Source organism: Lyngbya sp. CCY1209 (genome assembly GCF_035615495.1).
GTDB lineage: Bacteria > Cyanobacteriota > Cyanobacteriia > Cyanobacteriales > Microcoleaceae > Limnospira.
On record NZ_JAJENU010000467.1, the window covers coordinates 1 to 4,197 of the forward strand.

Here is a 4,197-nt window from a genome sequence, read left to right on the forward strand (position 1 = left end):
GAGAGTTCCGACCTCATTTAGTATCGTGTGATACTAAACTTGGAACATACAGACAGTTATAAGGCTGGTCAGGGGTGCGTCCCTTATCTCCATCCAAGGGGATGGAAGCCTTACCGGGAGGCTATTTCAGGCATTTCAGCCTTATTTCACTCCCGAACGAATCGCACAATGCCGATAATTATACCGAACGGGGCGATCGCCACCATCGATCTTAATAAAAATTTTGTCTCTTTTTCCCAATAATTAAGATTGTTTAATTTTTATCAAGAATGATGAAACTGACCGGCCCTGTCCCCCGGGGTGGCAGGAATCGGGAAAACATCAATAATTATCAATTATCAATTATTATCGATCCCGCATCTCCATCGCCTGTTCCTGGGCCTCCCGGAGCTGTCGCTGCAGCTCCTGGGTGGCCCGATCTTGCCGTTCGTCTAGGTCCTGTTGCTGTTCGAGGACGTTCTCGAAACGCCGCTGTTGATTGCGAAGTTGGTTATTGAGGGCGGCGGCGGTCTGGTTTTGCTGGCGGTCGATCGCCGCCTGGGTGTTGACGTAATTCTGAAAGTCCTGCCGTTGTTGCTGAACTTGGGCACCCAAATTGGCGATCGCGTCGGCCACGTTTGTCCCCCCCGCCCCGCCGACCACCAGGGCTGCGGCGGTCAAAGTCCCCGTCACGCCGACGTTGGGGGTGAGGATGTCAATTTTGCCGGTGCGATCGTCGATGCGGATGCGCTGGCCCCCGGAAGTGGCGATCTCGATGCTGCGATCGCTGTCGTTGAGGCGGATTTCGTGGCCCCCGCCGGTGCGGATATACACCCCCTCCTGACTCTGGCGGTTTCGGTCCTCCTCGACGAACTGAATTTGGTGGCCTGCGGGGGTGGCGAAGCTCCGCAGACGCACTTTCCCCGTCCTCGAAATCGTCTCCTCCACCCCATCCGGGGGCTTATCTTGGCCGTTCCACACCCCGCCGATGACGTAGGGCCGATGGATGTCCCCGTGTTCAAAGGCCACCAGCACCTCGTCGTTGATTTCCGGCAAACAGTAAAAGCCCCGGTCCGGGCCAGCACCGACGCCCACCACCCGGGCCCAGGCGCTGGCGTGGGCGCTGCCGTCGGGTTCCGGGGTGAGGGTGGGAAATTTGACTCGCACCCGGCCGAGTCCTTCCGGGTCGTCGTTGTGGGTGACAATGCCGACGAGGTGGGTTTGACCCGGTTTGAGGGCGGTTTGGGGCGAAAGGGTGTGGAAAATTGAGCCGCCCCGCAGCCCCCGGACGGCGAATTCGGTGGTGTACCTGCCCTCCTGGTACAGGTGGCGGGTTTCGGTGATGTAGTAGCGGCCCCCGTAGCGCCCCATGTCGGTCAGTTCCACCACTTTTCCGACCCGAATTTGGGGGTTTCCCGGGGCCTGGGAGTCGGCCTGGATGAATTCTCCCCCGAGTTCGTCGTAGAGGGCCTGGGCCATGCGATCGGCCTCTTTGGGGCTCGAAACCGGCTTATCCACCACTATCAGTTTGGGTGGGGGGCAGTTGCTGCCGAAGTTGGGGGCCGTGAAGCCGCCGTTCGGAGACGGCCGCGGCGAATTGCCTTCGACGCGGGTGATGGTTTCGTCCCGGTCGGCGACGGAGACGATCGGCTGTTTTCGATGGTAATCCCAGCCGTGCACTTCCACCGATTTGACCTGTTCGGCACTGGTGACGCGGACGCGAAATGTTTCAAAGTCCGTCAGCCATTTGAGTTTTAAAATATCTCCGGCTCGGGGTTTGCGAAAGAACAGTTTTCCGTCTTGGACGAACAGTTCAAATCCGATCCGGGCGGCTCTTTCTCGCAGGAATTCCATATTGGTTTGGTTTTCCTGGAAAATGTAGGCTTTTTTTTCCTCGCTGGGGTCGATTGTACCCCGGTCGATGCCCACTTCCCGGGCAATTTTGGCGACGATATCGCTGTCGGTATAATCTTGAAATGAACGGTTGTAGCGTCCCCGGTGCAGGCGGTGGGATATGTCGTAGCCGCGGACGACGATGGGCGCCCGTGTGTCGCTGGTGAAGTGGGTTTCGATGGCGGTAATTTCCCCTTCGATAATGTAGTCTTGGCGATCGCGATCGAATTCTGGAGAATCTGTCGTGCTCCCCTGAAAACCGATCTTCACTTTTTTGCCAATTTGCAGCAGCGGATCGTGTTGCCAGGTTTCGCTTTCGTCATCTACGGGAACGAAGGGGTTATTGATGACTAATGTGAACATCCCCGGCAGGTGCAGGCTTTCTTCGACCGAAATTTGAATCAGGTCGTTTATCAAAGCCGACAGGGACGATGAACTGGCGCCTTCGATTTGCAGGAGGGGACTGGAAACGTAGAGACTGCGATCGCTTGCCATGACTCACAATAATTCTGATTCTAGGATTTTTTGAGAATTTTACGACGTTCGCTGAAGCTGCGATCGGCGACCCCCAGATCGACTTCTTTGAGTTTCAGGGTGACTCGGGCGCGTACCGGCGTGCCGTCCGGCTTGAACATCGTCAATTTGTAATCCAAACTTTCCACCATGCAGCGCATATAATTTTTGTCGCCCCAAATCAAATAATACACCGGAGGGCGTCGCAATTCTAGGGCCTGGGATTCGATATCTCCGCCACCATATTCGGCCAATTCCATGACATCAAAATCGATATCACCCAGGCTTTTTGTAAGGCTCGAAACCCCGGTCGAAATGAAAGTATTGGTCACATCGGCTTTGACCATCCTCTCGCTGTACCCGCCTTCTTCTTTAAACGGATCTTTGAAGGAACTGAAGTCAACGGAATCCAGGATGGGCTTAATTTTATTCAATACATTTTCGCCCGTTTCGTAGGTGTCGAATACCAGGTCGGTTAGGGTCATTTGGTAGGGTTCAACAAAACCAAAGTTGACTTTCGGCAAGCCTCGGCTCGTCCGCGCCCCTTTGATATCTTCGATGGAAACGGAACGACTCAACTGGAGGTCGGTGGGGTTAAATTGAAAGCGGATAATATTGGCACTTTCTCCGCTTCTGGGAATCAGAGCCGCTTTGACAAGTTTTCCACTTTTGAACCCCCAACGTTGATAAAGAGCACTAGCCGCAGACTCTTTCTTTCTCTCCAGAGACAAATAATCGGTATCTCTAGTTTTATCGTATATGGCAGCTCCTTTTAGCAATGCGATATCGGCTACACTGGTTACTATCTCTTTGCCTGCCTCCTTCGCCGAACTGGTTTTCGTCATAATTTTCCTCCTTTATTAAGGATGAATACATTCCAAATTTATTCTAGCATTTTATATTTAATTTTGGTCTTTTTTTTACTTTTCTTTATATTTGGGGGTGGCTAAAATGGCTCCCATCACCAAGGAAGACGGCGAGAGTTGGGCACCGAGCCATATCGCTCCCGTTCGATTTGAAGTCTCTGGCAAATTGAGGCATATATTTCTCGGGCTAGTGCTTCCAGGTGTTCGGACGTCACGACTTGTTCTTTTTCTTCCTGTTTTTTCTCCTTCTCGGGTTCTTGGCTCGATGGTTGGGTGCTAATATGTTCTTCCAGTTCGTCCAAGTCTCGCCGTCCAAGCGGTTGAATCTTATGACCTTTTTCCGGGGATATTTTTTCTTTTAAAATCGCCCGATTTTCGATGGTTTTTTCCATCAAATTTCGGGTGGCAATCGGTTTGTTATAGAACTGAGAAGACATGATTTTTCCTTTGGCACTAACCTGGGTGCTATCGGGCAAATATTCACTTTTTGGTTTGGAAAATTTTGGTGGCATTGATTGACGATTTTCAAGACTCGATTGAAATGTCATCAATTCTTCAATATTATCTCCGGACTTGGGGACAACGCCAACGGGTTTCTGTTTCTGACGTTCTGGACTGAAATTAGAAGAATTTAAAAATTGATTTCTTTGATTTTTATTATTTTTAAATGCACTGATATTTACATCACTTTTTAAGGTTTTTATGACTCGTTGAATCTCCGGCAAACTGCCATCAGACAACATTTCTCTAACCGTCAGATTGGGATGGGTAACGGATTTCCTTTGAATTGGGGAGGATTCAGGAGGAGTGATCGCATCTGTTATCGTTTCCGAAGCCAAAGTTTCTGGCTGTCTCGGAATTGGGGAAGATTCGGATTCTCGCTGAATTGGGGATGAGTCGGGAGATGCGATCGCATCTGTTATCGTTTCCGAAGCCGAAGTTTCTG

At 51.4% G+C, this 4,197-nt stretch carries 3 protein-coding genes; all 3 read right to left on the minus strand.

Annotated features, from left to right (window positions below):
- Window positions 1-345 precede the first annotated feature (345 nt).
- Complete coding sequence (locus LKE08_RS14810) at window positions 346-2,367, minus strand: VgrG-related protein (RefSeq protein WP_324705011.1); 2,022 nt, start codon at window positions 2,365-2,367, stop codon at window positions 346-348.
- Between the two features lie 20 nt (window positions 2,368-2,387).
- Window positions 2,388-3,230 carry a hypothetical protein gene (locus LKE08_RS14815; protein WP_324705012.1) on the minus strand — a complete coding sequence of 281 codons (843 nt, stop codon included), beginning with the start codon at window positions 3,228-3,230 and terminating at the stop codon, window positions 2,388-2,390.
- 116 nt (window positions 3,231-3,346) lie between these two features.
- Complete coding sequence (locus LKE08_RS14820; protein WP_324705013.1) at window positions 3,347-4,090, minus strand: hypothetical protein; 744 nt, start codon at window positions 4,088-4,090, stop codon at window positions 3,347-3,349.
- Window positions 4,091-4,197: the final 107 nt, after the last annotated feature.

Excerpts from the sequence above, each read along its gene's own strand:
- LKE08_RS14810 (WP_324705011.1), bottom strand. The coding sequence starts at position 2,367 with ATGGCAAGCGATCGCAGTCTCTACGTTTCCAGTCCCCTCCTGCAAATC.
- LKE08_RS14815 (WP_324705012.1), bottom strand. The coding sequence starts at position 3,230 with ATGACGAAAACCAGTTCGGCGAAGGAGGCAGGCAAAGAGATAGTAACC.